The sequence below is a fragment of the Pseudomonas sp. Fl5BN2 genome, from assembly GCF_009908205.1.
GTDB lineage: Bacteria > Pseudomonadota > Gammaproteobacteria > Pseudomonadales > Pseudomonadaceae > Aquipseudomonas.
Genome location: NZ_JAAARL010000112.1, coordinates 1 through 385 on the forward strand (window position 1 = coordinate 1; position 385 = coordinate 385).

1 protein-coding gene is annotated in these 385 nt (G+C 54.3%); it reads right to left on the reverse strand.

What is annotated here, in order from left to right:
* The coding region (gene priC / locus GV819_RS32855) for a primosomal replication protein PriC (protein ID WP_218579793.1) at window positions 1-302 on the reverse strand (302 nt) is incomplete at its 3' end.
* Window positions 303-385 lie beyond the last annotated feature (83 nt).

A 385-nucleotide genomic window follows, 5' to 3' on the forward strand; every position in this document is an offset into this window, starting at 1 on the left:
ACGCTATCCCACTCGCGTAGCGACCAGGCTGTGGCTTCACGCGCTATAGCCTCCAGTTGCGCCGCCAGATGTTCTGCCAGCCAGGCGACTTGCGGCAGCTGTTGCTGCTCAACCGCATGACGAAGCGCAGCCAGGTTATCGCCCGACTCATCGAGACAAGCCTGTAGTGTTGTCGCACGGGTCTGAAAAAGGTGCCTGTCAAAACGGGCACTTAGCGTGGCAAATTGCGCTACCGGGGCACAACGCTGACGCAGCGTGGCGAGCTGTCCTTCCAGTTTTTCCAGTAGCAGGGCGGTTTTCACGATAAGACCTCAATGAAAATGATAATTGTTATGCTAAAGTAGCCACTCTGTAAGCTGACAACACTCAATATGCAACGAATCAT